Raw genomic sequence first — 17,378 nt, forward strand, 5'->3', positions numbered from 1 at the left:
CTGGTGGCATGACCGTCTGGAGCCAGCTCGTCGGGCAGGAGCACGCCATCGGCGCCCTGCAGGACGCCTCGACGCCCCGGGACGACCGTGGCCGGGAGTCGTCGTCGATGACGCACTCCTGGCTCATCACCGGCCCTCCCGGGTCCGGCCGCTCGAACCTCGCCTACGCGTTCGCCTCCGCACTGCTCTGCCGCCACGGCGGCTGCGGGGAGTGCCCCGACTGCCGCCAGGTCGCCGCCCGCTCCCATCCCGACCTCGCCGTGCTGACCACCGAGCGCGTGATCATCTCGATCGACGAGGTGCGGCGGCTGGTCAGCAGCTCGCAGTACTCGCCCTCGGTGTCGCGCTACCGCGTCATGGTCATCGAGGACGCCGACCGGATGAGCGAGCGCACGTCCAACGTGCTGCTGAAGGCGCTCGAGGAGCCGCCGGAGCGCACGGTCTGGATCCTGTGCGCCCCGAGCGAGGCCGATCTGCTCCCCACCATCCGCTCCCGCGTCCGCTCCGTGCGGCTCCGCGTGCCGAGCATCGAGGACGTCGCCGGTCTCCTCGAGCGCCGCGACGGGGTCGACCCCGAGACCGCCGAGCGCGCCGCCCGCCAGGCTCAGAGCCACATCGGGATGGCGCACCGCCTGGCGACCGACGCGAACGCGCGCGAGCGCCGCGAGGAGACGCTCCGCATCGCCCTGCGCCTCCGCGGCGTCTCGGACGCGGTGCTCGGCGCTGCGCGGATGATCGAGGTCGCGACCGAGGACGCCAAGGCGATCACGCTCGAGCGCGACGAGGCCGAGCGGCAGCAGGCGCTGCGCTCGCTCGGCGTCGAGCCCGGGGGCACCGTGCCCGCGCAGCTCCGCTCGCAGCTGCGGGCGCTCGAGGAGGATCAGAAGCGACGCGCGACGCGGAGCCTCCGCGACGGCCTCGACCGGATCCTCGTCGACCTGCTCTCCCTCTACCGCGACGTGGTGCGCCTCCAGCTCGGAGCGCCCGGCGGCGTCATCAACGAGGAGGTCCGGACCGAGATGACCGCGCTCGCCGACGCGACTCCGCCCGACCGCACGCTCGCCGTCCTCGACGCGATCGCGACCGCCCGGCAGCGGATCGACGCGAACGTCTCCCCGGTCCTCGCTCTCGAGGCGCTGCTCGTCGTCGCGGCGCGCCGCCCGGTGGCCGCGTGAGGCGGGGGCGCCGGTCGGCCGTCGTCGTCGCGCTCGCCGCGGCCGCGTCCCTCCTGACCGGCTGCTTCGCGCCCGGCCCGAGCGTCGACAGGACCTCCACCCCCTATCCGCAGACCGTCGACGACTCCCTGGAGCGCTACTACTCGCAGGTGCTGGTCTGGGACGACTGCGGCGACGGCGCTCTCTGCACCGACGCGACAGTCCCGCTCGACTGGGACGACCCCTCGGGGGAGACGGCGTCGATCGCCCTGGTGCGCCGACCCGCGACGAAGGGACCGGCGATCGGCTCCCTGCTCGTGAACCCGGGCGGACCGGGAGCGTCGGGCGTCGACTTCATCCGTGACAGCGCCGACTACGCGGTCGACTCCGCGCTCGCCGCCCGGTACGACGTCGTCGGCTTCGATCCGCGCGGAGTGGGCGCCTCCACCGCGGTCTCCTGTCTCGACGCCGCGGGCCTCGACTCCTACCTCTACGACATCACGCCCGGGGAGCGGGGCAGCGAGGAGTGGATCCAGGCGCAGCGCACGTCCGCCGCTGGGTTCGCCGCCGCCTGCCAGGAGCGCAGCGGGCCGCTGCTGCCCGAGGTCGGCACCCCGAGCGCCGCCCGTGATCTCGACGTGCTGCGCGCGGCGCTCGGCGACGAGACGCTGCACTACCTCGGCTACTCCTACGGCACGTTCCTCGGAGCGACCTACGCCGGGCTGTTCCCGGACCGGGTCGGCCGCCTCGTCCTCGACGGCGCGATCGATCCGGCGGCCACCTCGTTCGACGTGGTGCGCGAGCAGGCGAAGGGGTTCGAGAGCGCACTGCGCGCCTACCTCGCCGACTGCCTCCGCTCGGACGACTGCCCGTTCACCGGCACCGTCGACGCGGGGATGGCCCAGCTGAAGCGCATGCTCGAGGACGTGGACGCCTCGCCGATCCGGGCCGCCGATGGCCGTGAGCTCGGCGCGAGCACGCTGTTCACCGCGATCGTCTACCCGCTCTACGACGCCACGGCGTGGGGAGCGCTGAGCGAGATGCTGGCCGACGTCCGCCGGGGCGACCCCGCGGTCGCGTTCCAGTACGCGGACGCCTACAACGGGCGCGACGCGGACGGCCGGTACGCGGACAACACCACCGAGGCGTTCCTCGCGATCAACTGCGTCGACTACTCCTACGACGCCGACACCGCCTCGATGCGCGCCGACGAGGCCGCTCTCGAGCAGGCCGCGCCGACGATCGGCCGCTACATGGCCTACGGCGACATCCTCTGCAGCGAGTGGCCGGCGGCGTTCGAGGGCTCCCGCGAGCCGATCACCGCGGAGGGCTCGGCGCCCATCCTGGTCGTGGGCACCACGAACGATCCCGCGACGCCCTACGTGTGGGCGCAGGCGCTCGCGGGCGAGCTCTCCGCCGGTCACCTGGTCACCTACGACGGCGAGGGCCACACGGCCTACAACAAGTCGACGTCCTGCGTGAACGACGCGGTCGACGCGTACCTGCTCGAGGGGACCGTCCCGGAGGTGGATCCGCAGTGCTGACCGAGCAGGAGCGGCCCCGCGAGCAGCAGCCCGGGCTCCGCGAGCGCAAGCGCCTGGCCACGCGGCGGGCGATCGAGATCGCCGTCCTCCGCCTGGCGAGCGAGCGCGGGCCGGAGCGGGTGACCATCGAGGACGTCTCGCGCGCCGCCGACGTCTCCACGCGCACCTTCTTCAACTACTTCGCCTCGAAGGAGGACGCGCTGGTCGGCGGGCTCCCGGTCATCGCCGACGAGACGGCGGCGGCGTTCGTCACGGGCCGGGGCGCCGTGCTCGAGGACCTGCAGCGGGTCTTCGTCGCCGCGATGGAGGAGCCGCTCGAGGAGGACCGGGAGCTGCACGTCCTCCGCCGCGCGCTCTTCCGCGAGCACCCGCATCTGGTCGGTCTGAAGATCGCGGGCATGCGCGAGTTCGAGCTCGCGGTCGAGGGGCTCGTCGCCGAGCGTCTCGGCCAGGAGGACGACGACGCGGAGCGGGTGCGCAGCCGGGCGCGGATGCTGACGCTCCTCGGGCTCGCCGCCGTCCGCCACGCCTGGGCGGCCTGGGTCGATCACGACGGCCGGGAGGCCCTGCCCGGACGCATCGCCCGCTCCTTCGAGGAGCTCCGCGGCGCGCTCGCCTGAGCCGAACGCAGCGGTAGGCGCCGCCGTCGCGGGGCCTCTGCTCGACCGCGCCGTCCTGATTCACGCCCGGGGGCGCGAGCAGGCTATGCTGTGTAATCGTGTCCGGGGCTCAGGCCCCGCGTGCACGCCGCCTTAGCTCAGTCGGCAGAGCGTCTCACTCGTAATGAGAAGGTCGTGGGTTCGATTCCCACAGGCGGCTCCCTCTCCCGTCATCCGCGACGTCCCGGCCGGATCCGCGAGTTCCCGGCCTCATCCGCGACGTCCAGGTCGCGTCGAACTCGCGTCGCTACCCTGTTGCGGATGACCGACACGCCTCCTCCCCGCCGTCGCCGCACTCTCGTGGTCGCCGCGGTGCTCGTGGCCGCCGCGCTCGGTGGCGGCGCCTTCGGCGTGGGGACGGCCCTCGGCAGCGCCGCGGAGCCCGGGGCGCTGCCCGTCGTCTCGACCCCGACCGCCACCGCGACTCCCACACCGACGCCGACGGCCACGGCGCGGCCCACCGCCGAAGCGGCGGCCGAGGCGCTCCGCACCTGCTCGGTGGCGGGGCTCGCCGCCGACCCGCGCCTGGGCTCGATGCAGGCGCGTGTGGTCGACGCCGCGACGGGCGAGGTCCTGTTCGACCGCGGGGGCGGGACCGCGTCCCGCACCGCCTCCGCCCTCAAGATCCTGACGGCCGCGTCGGCGCTCGCGGTCCTCGGCCCGGACACGCGCATCGCCACTACCGTGGTCCGGGGGAGCGAACCCGGGAGCGTCGTCCTCGTCGGCGGGGGAGACCTCACCCTGACCCGGCTCCCGACCGGCCGGGAGTCGACCTACGCCGGAGCGGCCCACCTCGACGATCTCGCGGCGCAGGTCGAGAGCGCCTGGGAGGCCGACCCCTCCACCGCCGGGACGCCGATCACGTCGCTGGTGCTCGACTCCTCCCTCTACTCGGGCGAGACCTGGCAGCCGAGCTGGAACCGCAAGGAGCAGGTCGACGGCTACATGCCCGAGATCACGGCGCTCCAGGTGGACGGCGATCGCGAGGACCCCACGGCCTCGACCTCCGAGCGCGGCACGGATCCGGTCGGCCGGGCCGGAGAGGCGTTCGCCGGCGAGCTGGACGGCTCGCCCGTGGTCTCCACCGGGACCGCTCCCGCGGGCGCCGCGGTTCTCGGCACGGTGGAGTCGGCTCCGGTCGGCACGCTCGTGCAGCAGATGCTGCTCGTCTCCGACAATGCGATCGCCGAGATGCTCGCGCGGCTCGTCGCGATCCGCACCGGCGCGGGCAGCGACTTCGCTGCCGAGCAGGCCGGTGTGCTGCAGGGGCTCGCCGGTTACGGCGTCGACACGTCCGGGATCGCGATCGCCGACGGCTCCGGCCTGAGCGACGACAACGCGGTCGAGCCGGCGTACTTCACCGAGCTGCTCCGGAAGGTGCAGGCCCGCGAGGGGCAGCTGGGGATCCTCCTGGACGGCCTGCCGGTGTCGGGCCGGACGGGCTCGCTCTCCTACTCCGACCGCTTCGCCGGCGACAACGCCGCGGCCGACGGCGCGGTGCGGGCGAAGACGGGCTGGATCGACACCGGCTACACCCTGGCCGGCGTGGTCACCGCGGCGGACGGCACCGAGCTGACCTTCGCGGTCTACGCTCTCGGCGACGTCTCCGACTCGGCGAAGACCGCGATCGACACTCTCATGACGGGTGTCTACCGCTGCGGATCCTCGCTCTCCGACTCCTGACCCGGGCGGGTCGACCTCCCGCTCCTCCTCGCCACCTCCTCCCGGAAGGCCCACGATGACCACCGCACTCCTGATCGTCGACGTGCAGAACGACTTCACCGAGGGCGGCGCGCTCGCCGTCACAGGCGGCGCGGCCGTCGCCCGGGGAATCACCGCGCATCTGGCGGCGCACGCCGACCGCTACTCCGCGGTGCTGGCCTCCCGCGACTGGCACGAGGGCGACTCCGACAACGGCGGCCACTTCGCGGTGGAGCCGGACTTCGTCGACAGCTGGCCCGTCCACTGCGTCGCCGGCACGGACGGCGCGCGGTTCCACCCGGCCCTGGACACCGCTCTGATCGACGTGCAGATCCTCAAGGGGCAGGGCCGCCCCTCCTACTCGGCCTTCGAGGGCACGACGGAGGCGGGCGAGGAGCTCGGCGCCGTGCTCGCGGAGCGGGGCGTCACTGCGCTCGACGTCGTGGGACTCGCGACCGACCACTGCGTGCGCGCCTCGGCGCTCGACGCGCGACGGGCGGGGCTCGAGGTCCGCGTGCTCCAGGACCTGGTCGCAGGCGTCTCCGAGGAGGCGAGTGCCGCGGCGCTGCGCGAGCTGACGGAGGCGGGAGTCCGCGTCGAGCGGTCCGTCTGAGCGCTCGTCCCTCCACAGGGCTCAGGGAGGCGCAGGTCCTCGCGGCTCCCGGCGACCACGCCCCCGGAGCGATCGCCCGTCCTACACTGGGAGGACGAGAAGCTCCTCCCGGCGCGGTCTGCGCGCTCCGATCCGAAGAAGTGGTTCCCTCCTGTGACTGATTCCGTCGCGTCCCGCGCCGCCGAGACCGCTCTGCTCGCCCGCATCCCCACGCAGCTGCTGATCGGCGGTGAGTGGGTGGACGCCTCCGGCGGCGGCTCGATCGACGTCGAGGACCCGGCCACCGGAGCGGTCCTGGTCTCGATCGCCGACGCGACTCCGGAGGACGGGGTCCGGGCGCTCGACGCCGCCGTCGCCGCCGGTCCGTCGTGGGCCGCGACGGCGCCGCGGAAGCGGGGCGAGATCCTCCGGCGGGCGTTCGACCTCCTGCAGGAGCGCACCGAGGAGTTCGCGCTCCTGATGGCGCTCGAGATGGGCAAGCCGGTCGCGGAGGCGAGGGGCGAGGTCGTGTACGGCGGCGAGTTCCTCCGCTGGTTCAGCGAGGAGGCGGTGCGCATCAGCGGACGCTACGGCGTCTCGCCCGAGGGCAGTGGCCGGATGATCGTCTCGCAGCACCCGGTGGGCCCCTGCTACCTGATCACCCCCTGGAACTTCCCGCTCGCGATGGCGACGCGGAAGATCGCTCCGGCGCTGGCGGCGGGCTGCACCGTCGTCGTGAAGCCGGCCGAGCTCACTCCGCTCACCACGCTCGCCTTCGCGGCGCTGCTCGCCGAGGCGGGGCTCCCCGACGGCGTGCTCAACGTGGTCACCACGTCCTCGGCGGGAGCCGTGTCGGCTCCGATCCTGTCGGATCCCCGCCTGCGGAAGGTGTCCTTCACCGGCTCCACTCCCGTCGGGCGCACGCTGCTGCAGCAGGCCTCCGAGAACGTGCTGCGGACCTCGATGGAGCTGGGCGGCAACGCGCCCTTCGTCGTGTTCGAGGACGCCGACCTCGACCGGGCGGTCGAGGGCGCGATGCTCGCGAAGTTCCGCAACATCGGCCAGGCCTGCACGGCCGCCAACCGCTTCTTCGTGCACGAGTCGATCGCCGAGGAGTTCGCGGCGCGGATCGTGGAGCGCGTGCGCGCTCTGCGCGTCGGCCGCGGCACCGAGGACGGAGTGACCATCGGCCCGCTGATCGACGAGCGCGCGGTCGAGAAGGCGTCCGCGCTGGTGGAGGACGCAATCTCCCGCGGCGCGCGCCTGCTCACCGGCGGCGATCGGATCGAGGGGGCCGGCCACTTCTACCGGCCGACCGTGCTCGCGGGGGTCGACCGGGAGAGCGAGATCCTGCGCACCGAGATCTTCGGCCCGGTCCTCGCGATCGTGCCGTTCACCGACGAGGACGACGCCGTCGCGCTCGCCAACGACACCGAGTACGGACTGGTGTCCTACGTCTTCACGCGCGATCTCGCCCGCGGTCAGCGGATGATCGAGCGGCTCGCCACCGGGATGATGGGCCTCAACGTCGGCGTGGTGTCGAACGCGGCGGCGCCCTTCGGCGGGGTGAAGCAGTCGGGCCTCGGCCGCGAGGGCGGACTCGAGGGGATCCACGAGTACCTCAGCACCAAGTACACGCTCACCCCCGACCCCTTCGCCTGATCCGGTGGAGCGGATCGAGGTCACCGCGCTCGACGACCCGCGGCTGCGCGACTACGCGCACGCGACCGACGTCGCGCTGAAGAACGCCCGCGGCCCGCACGGCCTGTACATCGCGGAGTCGGCGCTCGTGCTCGAGCGCGCGATCGCCGCCGGGCACCGGCCGCGCTCGGTGCTCGCCCTCGGCGGTTCGGCCGGCGAGGCCGAGCGCCTGGTCGGCCGCTTCGACGTGCCCGTCTTCACGGGCCCGGGTGAGCTCCTGGCCGAGCTCACCGGGTACACCCTGCACCGCGGCCTGATCGCGGCGATGGACCGGCCCGTGCTGCCCGACCCGGCCGGCCTGCTCGCGGGAGCGCGCCGCGTCGTCGTGCTCGAGGACGTGGTCGACCCGACCAACGTCGGCGCGATCTTCCGCTCCGTCGGGGCCATCGGAGCCGATGCCGTGCTGGTGACGCCGCGCTGCTCCGATCCGTACTACCGTCGCGCCATCCGCGTGAGCATGGGAACGGTCCTCCAGGTGCCCTGGACGCGCGTCGGCGACTGGCCGTCGACGCAGCGGCTCCTGCGCGGAGCGGGCTTCACGATCGCGGCGATGGCTCTGACCCCGGAGGCGGTGCCCCTGCGGGACTTCGCCGCCCGCGCTCCGGAGCGCGTCGCCCTCGTGCTCGGCACCGAGGGGCAGGGTCTCACCGCCGAAGCGCTCGCCGCCGCCGATGTCGCCGTCCAGATCCCGATGCGGCACGGGATCGACTCGCTCAACGTCGCTGCGGCGTCGGCGGTCGCGATGTGGGCGCTCGCCGAGCCCTCCTGAGAGGTGCGCCTGTGCCCCGTTGGGGGTGCCACTGAGACCTGAGAGCGCGCCCAGCGCTCGCCGGAAGCATCGACTGCGCTACCGTGGCCGCACTCCTGCCCGCAGCCGTCACGAACGAGGTCGTCCATGCTCCTGCGCACGACGCTCCGCCCGCCCGTCGCGCTGCTCGTCGGAGTCGCGCTCGCACTGAGCCTCACCGCCTGCTCCGGTCCCGCCGCGGAGGTGCCGGACGGGACCGTCCGCGACTCCGGCTCCGTCGCGACCGCCGCCCCGGCGCCCACCGGCACAGCCGATCCCGAGAGCGGCGCGCGCATGACCCGCCTGATCAGCGACTGCCTCGCCCGCTACGGCCTGAGCGACCGGCCGCCGCTCGCGAGCCCGCTCGCGGAGGAGGAGGTCCGCCTGGCGGCGCAGCGCGCCCGGGACGCGTACGACGCCACCCTGACCGACTGCTCGGCGCAGGCGCTCGCGTCCGGGGAGCCGAGCAGTGATCCGACGGGGGAGCCCGGCAGCGAGCCGACCGACGAGCCCGACGCCGACTCCACCCCCGCTCCGGCGGGCTGACCGTGCGACTCGAGGGGACGTCCGCGCTGATCGCGGGGGGAGCATCCGGACTGGGAGCCGCGACGGCGACGGCGCTCGACGCCGCAGGAGCGCACGTGGTCGTGCTCGACCTGCCGCACGCGGTGGAGGCCGCGCGTCTGCCCGCCTCCGTGCAGCTGATCGCCGGGGACGTCCTCGATCCGGACGCCGTCTCGCGCGCCGTGGAGGCGGCGGGGGAGCTGCGCGTCGCCGTGAGCTGTGCGGGCGTGGCCACACCCGGGCGGCTGCTCGGACGCGACGGGCCACTGCCGCTCGAGCAGTTCGACCGGGTGCTGCGGATCAACACGACCGGGACGCTCAACGTGCTGCGCCTCGCCGCGGCGTCGATCGCCGAGCGGGAGCCGGTCGACGGGGAGCGGGGAGTCCTGGTCACGACCGCCTCCGTCGCCGCCTTCGAGGGGCAGATCGGACAGGCGGCCTACGCCGCGTCGAAGGGAGCCGTGGCGGCGATGACCCTGCCGCTCGCGCGCGAGCTCGCGGCCCGGCTCGTGCGCGTGGTGTCGATCGCACCGGGCACGTTCGACACGCCCCTGCTCGCCGGGCTGCCGGACAGGGCCCGCGAGGCGCTCGGCTCGGCGACGCCGCATCCGGCCCGCCTCGGACGCCCCGAGGAGTTCGCGGCCCTGGTGCGGCACATCGTCGAGAACCCCATGATCAACGGCGAGACCATCCGGCTCGACGGGGCCCTGCGGCTGCCGCCGCGCTGAGGGACGAGCGGGCGCAGGCTCCTGGTCGAGACGTGCGGGCGTCTCGGGACGCCGCTGCGCGGCTGGTCGACCGGCATGAGGCGGCGGCGGTCTCGAGACGCCGCTGCGGCGTCCGTCAGACGAGCAGCTGGTGCTTGGCGAGGTCCCGGTAGAGCGGCGTCGACTCGACGAGCTCGGAGTGGGTGCCGACTCCCACGACCTCGCCCTTCTGCAGCACGACGATGCGGTCGGAGTCGACCACCGTCGACAGGCGGTGCGCGATCACCAGCAGGGTCCGGTTCTCGGCGACCGCGTCGATCGCCAGGCGCAGGCGCTGCTCGTTGAGGCCGTCGAGGCTCGACGTGGACTCGTCCAGCAGCAGGATCGGCGGGGCCGCCAGGAGCGCGCGGCCGATCGCGAGGCGCTGACGCTCACCGCCCGAGAGCATCACTCCGCTCTCGCCCACCGGCGCGTGCAGGCCGAGCGGGTTGCGCTCGAGCACGTCGGTCAGGTTCACCGCCTCGAGCACCCGGAGGCAGTCGGCGTCGTCGGCGTCGGGGCGGCCGAGGACGAGGTTCTCGCGGATGGTGCCGGCCAGGACGGGGGCGTCCTGCTCGACGTAGCCGATCTGCGCGCGGAGCGCGTCGCGGTCGATGGCTGTGATGTCGACACCGCCGAGTCGGACGACGCCGGCCTCCGGGTCGTAGAACCGCTCGATGAGGGCGAGGATCGTGCTCTTGCCCGCTCCCGACGGCCCGACCAGGGCGGTGCGCTTGCCGCGCGGCACGGTGAAGGAGACGCCGCGCAGGACGGTGCGGTCGCGCTCGTCCGCCACGGCCGCCGCGTCGGGCACGGCGCCCTCCTCGTAGGAGAACACCACGTCCTCGAAGGAGATGGCCTCCTCCGCCACGCCGGCGCCGAGGCCGCCCGCGGAGGCGTCGCCGTCGCCCTCGATCGGCAGGTCGATGATCTCCTGGATGCGGCCGAGGGCGCCCAGCGCCGAGTTCACCGAGGTGATGGCGCCGATGAAGTTGCCGAGCGGCATCACCATCATGAAGAGGAAGAGGATGAACGAGACCAGCTGGGCGATGTCGATCGCGCCGGACGCGACGCGGTAGCCGCCGACGCCGAGGACGGCGAGGAAGGCGACCTGCATGGCGATCCCCGCCACCGGCACCACGAGGGCCGAGACGTGCGCGACGCGGATCCCGAGGCGGTACGCCTCCGTCGCGTGCTGGTCGACGACCGCGATCTCGCGATCGGTGGCTCCGGCGGCACGGATCGTCCGGACGGCGCTGATGGCGCGCTCGACGGCCGCGGCCAGATCGCCGACCTTCTCCTGGGCCTTGCGGCTGGCGGTGCGGATGCCGCGGCCGAGGGTCAGCGCGAGCCCGAGGGCCACCGCCACCACCGCCACGATGATCAGCAGCAGCACCCAGTCGATGACGGCCATCGCGATGATCGCGCCGACGAAGACGAGGGAGCCCGCGATCGAGTCGACGAGCCCCTGGGTCAGCACCGCGCGCAGGAGCGTGGAGTCGGAGCCGACGCGCGAGACGAGGTCGCCGGTGCGGCGCGCGTCGAACTCCCGGATGGGGAGGCGCAGCAGCCGCGCGACGAGGCGGCGGCGGCTCGAGAGCACGATCCCCTCGCCGGTGCGCTGGAGCAGGTAGTGCGCGAAGCCCGAGATCAGCCCGGAGGCCACGACCAGGCCGACGAGGGCCCACACCAGCGGGCCGAGATCGAGACCGGACTGGACCCGGGTGATGACCTGGCCGACGAGTAGGGGCTGGCCGAGGCTCGCCGCCGCTCCGAACAGGCTGAGGACCACGACGACCGAGAGGATGCCGCGGTGCTCGAGCAGGTAGGGCACGAGCTGCGAGAAGGAGGCGCGGGGTCCGTCGTCGCGGGAGGGTCGTCGTCCGCCGCGCCGGGAGGTGGTGGTGCTCATCGCCGTCCATTCTGCCCCGTCGTCGCTGCGAGCAGGCCGCCAGAGGGCGGGCCCGGTGCTCAGGGAGGCAGCGGAGACGCGGACGGCCCGCCGGGGGGATCCCGACGGGCCGTCCTCTGCAGGGAGTCCTACGAGACGTTGTCGTGGTACGACGCGTTCTTCGTCTCCTTGGAGAGCAGGAGCGCGATCAGCGTCAGCACGGCCGCGGCGCTGAGGTAGAGGCCGACCAGCACGGTGCTGCCGCCCGCCGCCCTCCACAGCGCGACCGCGATGATCGGCGCGAGGGCCGCTCCGAGGATCGACGCGAGGTTGTACGCCATCGCCGAGCCGGTGTAGCGGACGTTGGTCGGGAACAGCTCGGGGAGGACGGCGCCCATCGGGCCGAAGGTCAGGCCCATCAGCGTGAAGCCGAGGATCAGGACCGCCATGACGCCCGCGAAGCCGGCGCTGAACAGGGGCACGAAGAGCAGGCCGAAGACGAGGATCGCCGCGGTCACCACGAGCAGCGTGCGCCGGCGGCCGAAGCGCTCCGCGAGCGGGCCGGAGACGAGCGTGAAGATCCCGAAGAACACGACGCCGACGATCAGCATGACGAGGAAGTCGTTGCGCGTGTAGCCGAGGCCCGGAACCGCGCCGTCGACGGGCGAGGTGCCGTAGGTCAGCGTGAACGTCGTCATCAGGTAGAAGAGCACGTAGGTCGCCAGCATGATGAAGGTGCCCAGGATGAGCGGGCGCCAGCTGGTGACGAAGACGCGGGCGAGGGGCAGCTTGGCGACCTCGCCCTTCTCGACGACCTTCTGGAACGCGGGCGTCTCGACGAGCTTGAACCGCACGTAGAGCCCGATGATCACGAGCACGGCGCTCGCCAGGAACGGCACGCGCCAGCCCCAGGCCGCGAACGTCTCGTCGCTCATCGTGCTCGCGAGCACCAGGAACAGGACGTTGGCGACGATGAAGCCGATCGGTGCGCCCAGCTGCGGGAAGGTGCCGTAGATGGCGCGCTTGCCGGCCGGTGCGTTCTCGGTCGCGAGCAGCGCGGCTCCGGACCACTCGCCGCCGAGGCCGAGGCCCTGGCAGAAGCGCATCACGACGAGCAGGAACGGAGCGAGGAACTCCCAGCCGGGCGTGAGCGCGGTGGGCAGGCAGCCGATCAGGAAGGTCGCGACGCCCATGGTGAGCAGCGAGGCGACGAGGGTGCCCTTGCGGCCGACGCGGTCGCCGAAGTGGCCGAAGATGATCGAGCCGATCGGGCGCGCGATGAACGCGACGCCGAAGACGGCGAAGGAGGCGAGGAGGGCCGTGGCCGGGTCCTCGTTGACGAAGAAGAGCGACGGGAAGACCAGGACGGCGGCGGTCGCGTAGGCGTAGAAGTCGTAGAACTCGATCGAGGTGCCGATGAGGCTGGCGAGGATGACGCGGCCGCGGGAGTTCTGCGGGGCGGCTGCTGGCGCGTCGGAGACGGCGGGAGAAGACATGAGGGAGGGGCTCCGTGTGGACGGCGGCTCCCCCCGAGCCGGCGGGGCGGGGCGTCGATCGGGCGTCGCGGGCCGCTGAGGCGAGGGGGAGGAGAGAGGGGTCGCTCGTGACGACCCGTCCACTTTACTCCGTGTTCTCCCAGGTTCGTGTGCGGGCGGCCCCAGGACGGGGGCCGCCCGCAGTGGTTCAGCTGCGCAGCGAGCGGAGGAGCAGAGCGGTCGAGACCGCCGCCTCGGCCGCCTCGCGCCCCTTGTCCTCCTTCGAGCCGGGAAGGCCCGCGCGATCGATGCCCTGCTGCTCGGTGTCGAGGGTGAGCACGCCGAAGCCGACCGGCTTGCCGGTCAGGATCGAGACGGTGGTGAGCCCGGAGGTGGCGGCGTCCGAGACGTACTCGAAGTGCGGGGTGCCGCCGCGGATGATCACGCCGAGGGCGACGACCGCGTCGGCCCCCGCCTCCAGGGCCGCCTTCGAGGCGACGGGCAGCTCGAACGAGCCGGGCACGCGCACGAGCGACCAGGACGCTCCGGCCTCGTCGAGGGCTCGGCCCGCTCCGGCGATCAGACCGTCGCTGATCTGCTCGTGCCAGGTCCCCGCGATGACGACGACGCGCAGTCCTGCGCCGTCGAGAGGGGAGGTGGTGGGGGCGCCGCTACCGGCCATTGCTACTCCTTCGTGGTGGCGCCGGCGATCCCGGCGTCGAGGGCGAGGCCGGAGATCCCGGCGTCGAGGGGGTCGTGGTCGAGGACGCTGTCGAGGGTGTGGCCCATGCGGTCGCGCTTGGTCTCGAGGTAGCCCTCGTTGAAGGCGCCGACTCCGACGACGAGCGGCACGCGCTCGGCGACGACGATGCCGCGGTCGGTGAGCTGGCGGACCTTCTCGGGGTTGTTGGTGAGCAGGCGCACCTCGGTGAGGCCGAGGTCCTCGAGGATCCCGACCGCCGCTCCGTAGTCCCGCGCGTCGGCGGGGAGCCCGAGGGCGAGGTTCGCGTCGAGGGTGTCGAGTCCGTCCTCCTGCAGGCGGTAGGCGCGCAGCTTGTTGATCAGGCCGATGCCCCGGCCCTCGTGACCGCGGAGGTAGACGACGACGCCGCCGTCCCGCTGGATCGTGTCGAGGGCGGCGTCGAGCTGGGGCCCGCACTCGCACTTCAGCGAGCCGAACGCCTCGCCGGTCAGGCACTCGGAGTGCACGCGCACCAGGGCGGGCCGCCCCGCGGCGACCTCTCCCGCGAGGATCGCGACGTGATCCGCTCCGGTCTGCCGGTCGCGGTAGGCGCGGATCCGGAACGGGCCGTGGGTGGTCGGCACCGTGGTCTCGACCTCGAAGCTCACCCGCGCGCTCTCCGGAACCGCGACCGTGACGGGCACCTCCGCGTCGCAGTGGAACTCCTGCAGGTACGCGATGAGGGCCGCGACCGTGGTCACCGGCACGCCCTCGCGCTCGCCGAGGGCGATCAGGCCGGGCAGCCGCATCATCTCGCCGTCCTCGGCGACGATCTCGGAGATCGCGCCCACGGGGTACAGGCCGGCGAGCTTCATCAGGTCGACGGCCGCCTCCGTGTGCCCGTCGCGCTCGCGCACGCCGCCGTCGACGGCGCGCAGCGGCAGGATGTGGCCGGGGCGGTTCAGGCGGGAGGGGGTCGCCTCGGGGTCGGCCAGCACGCGGAGGGTGTGCGCGCGGTCGGAGGCGCTGATGCCGGTGGAGAGCCGGTCGGCCGCGTCGACGGACAGCGTGTAGGCGGTGCCGCGCGGGTCCTCGTTCTCGACGACCATCAGCGGCAGGGCGAGGCGGTCGGCGATCTCGTTGGTCATCGGCGCGCAGATGAACCCGGAGGAGTGGCGGACCATCCAGGCGATCGTCTCCTGGCTGGCGAGCTGGGCCGAGACGATGACGTCGCCCTCGTTCTCGCGGCCCTCGTCGTCCGCGACGATGATCGGGCGCCCGGCGCGCAGCGCCTCGACGGCCTCGGGGATGGTGGCGAGGCTCATGAGCGGGCCTCCGCGATCGAGCGCAGCGCGAGCATCCGCTCGACGTGGCGGGCCAGGACGTCGGTCTCGATGTTGACCTGATCGCCGATCGCGCGCGCGCCCAGCGTGGTGACGGCGAGCGTCTCGGGGATCAGCGAGACCTCGAACCACTGCTCCGGCTCGGCGGCGGGGCTGATCGCCGAGACGGTCAGCGAGACGCCGTCGACCGCGATCGAGCCCTTGTCGACGACGAGCGGAGCGATCTCCGCCGGCAGCGAGAACCGCAGCACCCGCCAGGCCTCGCCCGGTGCGATCGCGAGCAGCGTCGCCGTGCCGTCGATGTGGCCCTGGACGATGTGGCCGCCGAGCCGGTCGCCGACCAGCGCGGCGCGCTCGAGGTTCACGGGGTCGCCGACGCCCACGGTGTCGAGGGTCGACATCCGCAGGGTCTGCGCCATGACGTCGGCGGTGAAGCCCTGGTCGGTGTGCTCGACCACGGTGAGGCAGACGCCCGAGACCGCGATCGAGTCGCCGTGCCGCACGCCCTCGACGGCGAGGGGCCCGCGGATGCTGAGGCGGATCGCGTCGGCGCCCGCCTCGACGGCGGTCACGACGCCCTTCTCCTCGATGATTCCGGTGAACATCAGTGGGTCTCCATCTGCAGGGCGTGGGGGAGGCGGGCCGGGGTGCCGGCACCGCCCGCGGGGAGGACGTCGGGGCGCGCGGTCACGAGGAGGTCGTCGCCGAGGATCTCGACCGAGCGGAGGGAGAGGCGCCGGGCCCCGCCGATGCTCTCCACGCCGAGGTCGCCGAGCGCGAGGCGGGGGCCGCCGAGGAGCGCGGGCGCGAGGAACACGAGGTACTCGTCGACCAGTCCGGCGGCGACGAGCGCGGAGGCGAGGGTCGGTCCGGCCTCGACGTAGACGCTGCGGATCTCGGCGGAGTAGAGGTGCGCGAGGACCGCGGCGAGGTCGCGGGTGCGCTCGACCACGACGGCGCGGGGGTGCTCGTGCAGGCGGGCGCCCGGCGGCACGGGGCGCGTGCCGACGACGACGGGCACCGGCTGGTGGGCGAGGAGCTCGCCTCCGTCGCCGCGGGCGGTGAGCGCGGGATCGTCGGCGAGGACGGTCCCGGTGCCGACGAGGATCGCGTCGTGCGCGGCACGCTGCTCGTGCACGCGCTGCCGGGCCGCCGCTCCGGTGATCCAGCGGCTGCTGCCGTCCGCCGCCGCGGTGCGGCCGTCGAGGGTCGAGGCCCACTTGAGCGTGACGAAGGGGCGGTGCAGGCGGGTCGCGGTGAGCCACGGGTGGAGGAACTGCTCTCCCTCCTCGGCGAGCACGCCCTCGATCACCTCGACGCCGGCCTCGCGGAGGGTGCGACCGCCGCCGGCCGAGCGCTGGCCCGGGTCCGGCACGGCGTAGACGACGCGGGAGACGCCCGCCTCGATCAGGGCGCGGCTGCAGGGACCCGTGCGCCCTGTGTGGTCGCACGGCTCGAGCGAGACGACGGCCGTCGCTCCCTCGGCGGCGCCCGCCGCGACGTGCGACAGGGCGTCGACCTCGGCGTGCGCGGTGCCGGCTCCGTGGTGCCAGCCCTCGCCGAGGACGGTGCCGTCGGGCGCGAGGATCACGCAGCCCACGCGCGGGTTGGGTCCGCGGGCGGGCCCGCGCTCGGCGAGCGCCAGCGCCCGGCGCATCGCGTGCTCGTAGTCGATCGTCATTCCCGGTTCTTCCGTTCGTCGCCGAACTCCGGGGTCTCGATCGACGGTGCGCGGGCACCGTCGCTCAGCATCGCGCGGTGATGCGCGACGCTCGTGCTGCCTCTCCTCCGGACTTTCACCGTCGGTCCTGGAGTTCCACCAGGTCAACCGCCGCCCCTCTCGAGGGGCTGCGGCTCGCGGACTGTGACCGCCGGTTCGGAATTCCCACCGACCCCGGAGCACGTGCTGTCCGGTCAGCCTACTCACCCGCCGCCCGGAGGGAGCCTCCGCGCGTCACACTCCCGGCGCACGGTCGGCTCCGTGCGTCCCGGAGCCCGTCGGCGCTGCGGTCGCCCGTCGTCTCCGCACGGTGGACGGCCGCGCTGCGTCCCCTCCGTCGATCACTCTTCGTTTGCCGTAGATGTCGGTTGCATCCCGAATTGGATAGTCCGATCGTTCGACTCCGGTTGGCGTATACCGGCCGGGCTGGTCAGACACGGAATGTCCTCCACCGGCGACGGAGATTTTCGCCGCTCAATGGCGCGACGAGAATCTCCGTCGATCGAGGCTCCGAGGTCAGCTCTCCCGCTCCTCCGCGCGCATGCGCCTCCTAGCGCGTCGAGCTACCTCCACGGTAAAAGCAGTGAGGACCAGTCCCGTTCCAGGCCCGACGAAGGGCGTGAGAACGGCGCGTGCATCGGTGAACCAGAACAGAAGCAATAGAACCGCTGTACCGCCGAACAGCAGAAGCGCCAATCCTCCAAGGATGGGATTGCGCAATTCTCGGCGCATCGCCCGACTGAGATCGTGATCAGAGGCCATTGAACCTCCTTCGCTGTTCTTCGCGCGCTCTAACAGCGCTGGATGACCGGGTGCAGA

Annotated in this window: 16 protein-coding genes, 1 tRNA gene and 1 riboswitch; of the genes, 10 read left to right on the top strand and 7 right to left on the bottom strand. The window is 73.3% G+C overall.

Annotated features, from left to right (window positions below):
- The first annotated feature begins 8 nt into the window (after nt 1–8).
- The 10 genes from C5C39_RS06215 to C5C39_RS06265 all read left to right on the top strand — a co-directional run bounded on the left by C5C39_RS06215 (nt 9) and on the right by C5C39_RS06265 (nt 9,430).
- Nucleotides 9–1,175, top strand: coding sequence for a DNA polymerase III subunit delta' (locus C5C39_RS06215; protein WP_104233729.1), 1,167 nt, complete (start codon nt 9–11; stop codon nt 1,173–1,175).
- Nucleotides 1,172–2,698, top strand: a complete 1,527-nt coding sequence (locus tag C5C39_RS06220) for an alpha/beta hydrolase (protein ID WP_104352910.1) — start codon at nt 1,172–1,174, stop codon at nt 2,696–2,698. Before C5C39_RS06215 ends, C5C39_RS06220 begins: the two co-directional genes overlap by 4 nt.
- Entirely contained in the window at nt 2,692–3,318 is a 627-nt protein-coding gene (locus C5C39_RS17445) for a TetR/AcrR family transcriptional regulator (RefSeq protein WP_181127868.1), read from the top strand. The genes C5C39_RS06220 and C5C39_RS17445 overlap by 7 nt, the downstream gene beginning before the upstream one ends.
- A 126-nt stretch (nt 3,319–3,444) precedes the next feature.
- Nucleotides 3,445–3,517: transfer RNA gene (locus tag C5C39_RS06230), tRNA-Thr, on the top strand.
- Nucleotides 3,518–3,618: 101 nt separating this feature from the next.
- Nucleotides 3,619–5,040: a D-alanyl-D-alanine carboxypeptidase/D-alanyl-D-alanine-endopeptidase gene (gene dacB / locus C5C39_RS06240; protein ID WP_146083880.1), complete on the top strand. Its 1,422-nt coding sequence runs from the start codon at nt 3,619–3,621 to the stop codon at nt 5,038–5,040.
- A 55-nt stretch (nt 5,041–5,095) separates the two neighbouring features.
- Nucleotides 5,096–5,671 (top strand): isochorismatase family protein, encoded by a 576-nt coding sequence (locus C5C39_RS06245; RefSeq protein ID WP_104352913.1) that lies wholly within the window; start codon nt 5,096–5,098, stop codon nt 5,669–5,671.
- A 153-nt stretch (nt 5,672–5,824) separates the two neighbouring features.
- Complete coding sequence (locus C5C39_RS06250; protein ID WP_104327797.1) at nt 5,825–7,312, top strand: NAD-dependent succinate-semialdehyde dehydrogenase; 1,488 nt, start codon at nt 5,825–5,827, stop codon at nt 7,310–7,312.
- Nucleotides 7,313–7,316: 4 nt separating this feature from the next.
- Nucleotides 7,317–8,120 (top strand): RNA methyltransferase, encoded by an 804-nt coding sequence (locus C5C39_RS06255; RefSeq protein WP_104352914.1) that lies wholly within the window; start codon nt 7,317–7,319, stop codon nt 8,118–8,120.
- A gap of 126 nt (nt 8,121–8,246) precedes the next feature.
- On the top strand, nt 8,247–8,684 hold the full coding sequence (locus C5C39_RS06260) for a hypothetical protein (RefSeq protein ID WP_104352915.1): 438 nt from the start codon (nt 8,247–8,249) through the stop codon (nt 8,682–8,684).
- Nucleotides 8,685–8,686: 2 nt separating this feature from the next.
- Nucleotides 8,687–9,430, top strand: coding sequence for an SDR family NAD(P)-dependent oxidoreductase (locus C5C39_RS06265; RefSeq protein WP_104352916.1), 744 nt, complete (start codon nt 8,687–8,689; stop codon nt 9,428–9,430).
- A 115-nt stretch (nt 9,431–9,545) separates the two neighbouring features.
- On the opposite strand, the gene C5C39_RS06270 is transcribed toward C5C39_RS06265, so the two are convergent.
- The 7 genes from C5C39_RS06270 to C5C39_RS17180 form a co-directional block, all read right to left on the bottom strand.
- Complete coding sequence (locus C5C39_RS06270) at nt 9,546–11,360, bottom strand: ABC transporter ATP-binding protein (RefSeq protein ID WP_104233721.1); 1,815 nt, start codon at nt 11,358–11,360, stop codon at nt 9,546–9,548.
- A 128-nt stretch (nt 11,361–11,488) separates the two neighbouring features.
- Nucleotides 11,489–12,835 (bottom strand): MFS transporter, encoded by a 1,347-nt coding sequence (locus C5C39_RS06275; protein ID WP_104222221.1) that lies wholly within the window; start codon nt 12,833–12,835, stop codon nt 11,489–11,491.
- A gap of 187 nt (nt 12,836–13,022) precedes the next feature.
- On the bottom strand, nt 13,023–13,496 hold the full coding sequence (gene ribH / locus C5C39_RS06280; RefSeq protein ID WP_104222223.1) for a 6,7-dimethyl-8-ribityllumazine synthase: 474 nt from the start codon (nt 13,494–13,496) through the stop codon (nt 13,023–13,025).
- A 2-nt stretch (nt 13,497–13,498) separates the two neighbouring features.
- Nucleotides 13,499–14,821, bottom strand: coding sequence for a GTP cyclohydrolase II (gene ribA / locus C5C39_RS06285; RefSeq protein ID WP_104222225.1), 1,323 nt, complete (start codon nt 14,819–14,821; stop codon nt 13,499–13,501).
- Nucleotides 14,818–15,444, bottom strand: a complete 627-nt coding sequence (locus tag C5C39_RS06290) for a riboflavin synthase (RefSeq protein ID WP_104268884.1) — start codon at nt 15,442–15,444, stop codon at nt 14,818–14,820. Before C5C39_RS06290 ends, ribA begins: the two co-directional genes overlap by 4 nt.
- A complete protein-coding gene (gene ribD, locus C5C39_RS06295) occupies nt 15,444–16,520 on the bottom strand; it encodes a bifunctional diaminohydroxyphosphoribosylaminopyrimidine deaminase/5-amino-6-(5-phosphoribosylamino)uracil reductase RibD (protein WP_258075784.1) in 1,077 nt (358 codons plus the stop codon). The genes C5C39_RS06290 and ribD overlap by 1 nt, the downstream gene beginning before the upstream one ends.
- Before the next feature lie 91 nt (nt 16,521–16,611).
- Nucleotides 16,612–16,744, bottom strand: a riboswitch (FMN riboswitch).
- Nucleotides 16,745–17,075: 331 nt separating this feature from the next.
- Nucleotides 17,076–17,321 (bottom strand): hypothetical protein, encoded by a 246-nt coding sequence (locus C5C39_RS17180; RefSeq protein WP_146078468.1) that lies wholly within the window; start codon nt 17,319–17,321, stop codon nt 17,076–17,078.
- Nucleotides 17,322–17,378: the final 57 nt, after the last annotated feature.

The organism is Rathayibacter sp. AY1F3 (assembly GCF_002931975.1).
Lineage (GTDB): Bacteria > Actinomycetota > Actinomycetes > Actinomycetales > Microbacteriaceae > Rathayibacter.